This window comes from Caballeronia sp. (genome assembly GCF_049581465.1).
GTDB lineage: Bacteria > Pseudomonadota > Gammaproteobacteria > Burkholderiales > Burkholderiaceae > Caballeronia.
In genome coordinates, this window is record NZ_JBAUSA010000027.1 from 1 (window position 1) to 3,104 (window position 3,104).

Sequence of the window (3,104 nt, forward strand, 5' to 3'; positions counted from 1 at the left end):
CCCGATCAAACGCTGGCATCCCTTACAGCAGGCACCGATACGCGCGGCCTTATCCGAACGAGTGTCACCGTACCCGGCGTCTACACGCGCCAAGCGTACGAAGGTTATGTCGCGGCAGCCATCACCGAAGCCGCCAAGAGTCGCGACGTGACCCGCGACTGGGTGCTCGCCAACAATGATTCCTCGGCAAACGCGGCTGCCCTTGCGCAAGCCTCATCGACCGATGCGCTCAACCTTGCCCTGACCACGCAGTATTTCAACGACTACGCTGAGCACTGGCAGGGGTTCATGAACGCGTTGCAATGGCAGCCCGCGCCGAACATTCCCACCGCCATCGAACAAATGAAACTGCTCGCCGATGCGCGTCAGTCGCCCGTTATAGCCTTGATGAAATCGCTCGACTATCAGGGCACGGCCGGCATACGTCAGTCGTCATTGTCCAACACGTTGATCACCACGGCGCAGAGTATCCTCGGCAAGAAAGACGATCCACAAGCAACAGTAGCCAACGACGCGGGACCGCTTTCGGCCTCGTTCGGCCCGGTGCTTCGCATGATCGGACAGGTCAGCGACACTGCGCCAATCAAAGGCAATGCGCCGCCAAGCGATGTCAGCCTGCAGCGCTATCTCGAACGCGTGACTGCGCTTCGCCTGAAGCTCCAGCAAATCAGCAACGGCACGGATGCCGACGCGCAAACCCGCCAACTTGCGCAAGCGCTCTTCCAGGGCAAGGGCTCGGAACTCGCCGACACCCAAGCCTACGCGCAACTCATCGCTGCAAGCCTTGGCGCCGAGTGGTCGGGCATGGGCGACGCGCTCTTTGTGCGTCCCGTCGCGCAAGCCACGCAGATCGTGCTGCAACCCGCGCAGGCGAGCCTGAACGATACGTGGGGACAATCGATCGTTGCCGCCTGGAACAAGTCGTTCGCGGGCCGCTATCCGTTCGACAACACCGACAACGACGCATCCATTCCCGAACTCGCGCGCTTCATCCGACCCCAAGGCGGACTGGTGCCGACGTTCCTGAGCACGCAGCTAGCCGGCGTACTGGAACTGCAAGGCGATCAATGGGTGGAAGTCAACTCGCGCGGTGGCGCGTTGCAGTTCAATCCGGCGTTTTTGAAAGCGGTGAATATGCTGCAACGCGTGGCGGGACATTTAATGGCGGAGGGCGAGCCGCAGTATCGCTTCGACCTCAAACCGGTCCCGACACCAGGCATTACGGATACGCTATTGACCATCGACACGCAGAAGCTCCATTACTACAACCAGCGCGAACGGTGGCAGGCGTTGACGTGGCCGTCAAACGACACGCAGAGCATCGGCACGCGTTTGCAATGGCAGACCGAACAGGCGGGCACGAGCAAGAACTTCGAGTTCGCCGGCCGCTGGGCGCTGATCCGGATGCTGGAGCGGGCGAAGGTCGAGCCCATCGATAACGCGACGTTTGAGCTGACGTGGCAGGCGCAGCCCGATACGCGGATGGTGCGTGTAGCGGCTGTGCCATCGTCAGCTTCGAACAAGCCTTTGCATCGCACCGCCGACGACTGGAGCGATCCTGCACGAGACGACAGCGGATCGAGCGAACATGCCGCGCTCGATAGCCTCGTGACGCAACAACCGCTCACGCCGGCCTCTGCAAACCTGGCCTACCCGTTGAGCTACCTGATGCGCACGGACGTTGGCAAAGGCCCGCTGGAACTGCTCGCGTTGAAGGGCTTCACGCTACCAACCCGGATGTTCATCGACAAGCCCCGTGCGGCGAACCCAAGCACTACCATCCCGCCGCCGCTGCCTAAAGCGGCCCGTGATGCTGCGAAACACGCCGCTACGCCGCTACCGGATGTCACCGCGGATCTGATGCGATGAAAGCACTTTCGTCGCCCGCGCTCGACTAGACCATCAAGGACCAGACCCGTGACTAAATCCTCTAGCAGTCCGAACGACAACGACGTCCTGCGCTATTACGAATCTGAAATGCGCTATTTGCGCGAGGCCGCCAAGGAGTTTGCGCAAGCGTTCCCTGAACAAGCGAAGATACTGAACATTGACCGCGTCGGCGACCGCGATCCGAACGTCGAGCGCCTCTTCGAAGGCTTCGCCTTCCTCGTCGGACGCTTGCGGCAGAAGCTCGATGATGAACTCCCGGAACTCACCGAAGGTCTCGTCAGCATGCTCTGGCCGCATTATCTTCGGATGATTCCGTCGGTCTCGATTCTCGAAGTGACGCCCGCGAACGGCGCGCTGCAAGCGCACGACACGCTCGCCGCTGGACTCGAAGTGTTCTCCGATCCGATTGGCGAGGATAAGATCGAATGCGTGTATCGGACCACGCAGCCGGTCGAGTTGTATCCGCTCAAGCTCACTGAGGCGCACGCGTATTCCCGCGACGATGGCCGCTCAATCATTCGTTTGCGACTCGCGATGCAACCACAAGCGCGTCGTGAACATCTGAGCGTGCCGCGTTTGCGCTTTTATCTGAACGCCGATCGCCCCGTCGCTTTGACGCTGTATACCGCGCTCACCGCCGAACCCCTCGCCGTGCAGGTGCGCGTGCCGGGCTATCCGCAAGACCGTCCGGGCATGCCGCAATCGATGCAAGGCTTGCATTTCGAAGCAGCGGGTTTTGCGGCAAGCGAACGCCTGTGGCCGGAAGGCGATAACGCGTTCGGTGGCTATCAACTGCTGCTCGAATACTTCACGTTCCCTGAGAAATTCATGTTCGTGGACCTCGTCGGCCTCGACATGCAAGCGATCCCGCTCGACGCAATGTCGTTCGATGTCGAGGTCGTGCTTTCCAAGCCGTATCCGGACGATATGCGCTTCACGGCCGAGAACGTACGCCTGTTTTGTACGCCGATCATCAATCTCTTTGCGCTCGAAGCCGATCCGATCACGGCCACCCAGTTCGAGACGGAGTATCGCGTGCGCACCGCCGAGAAGCGTGGCAAGTCTGTCGAAGCCTATTCGGTTGATACGGTCGTGGGACGCGAAGCGTCTACTGGCGTGCGTTTCGAATATGCGCTCTTTGCGGCCTTCCGGCATCGCGGTGGCATGTTGCGCCATGAGATGCCCGAACGATATTTTCATACGCGATTGCAGCG

2 protein-coding genes are annotated in these 3,104 nt (G+C 60.7%); both read left to right on the forward strand.

What is annotated here, in order from left to right; all coding sequences use genetic code 11:
- A partial coding sequence (locus tag WCA53_RS00595; protein ID WP_423904175.1) for an ImcF-related family protein occupies positions 1 to 1,869 on the forward strand: 1,869 nt, incomplete at its 5' end.
- 108 nt (positions 1,870 to 1,977) lie between these two features.
- Positions 1,978 to 3,104: type VI secretion system baseplate subunit TssF (gene tssF / locus WCA53_RS00600; protein WP_423904178.1), on the forward strand; the 1,127-nt coding region annotated here is incomplete at its 3' end.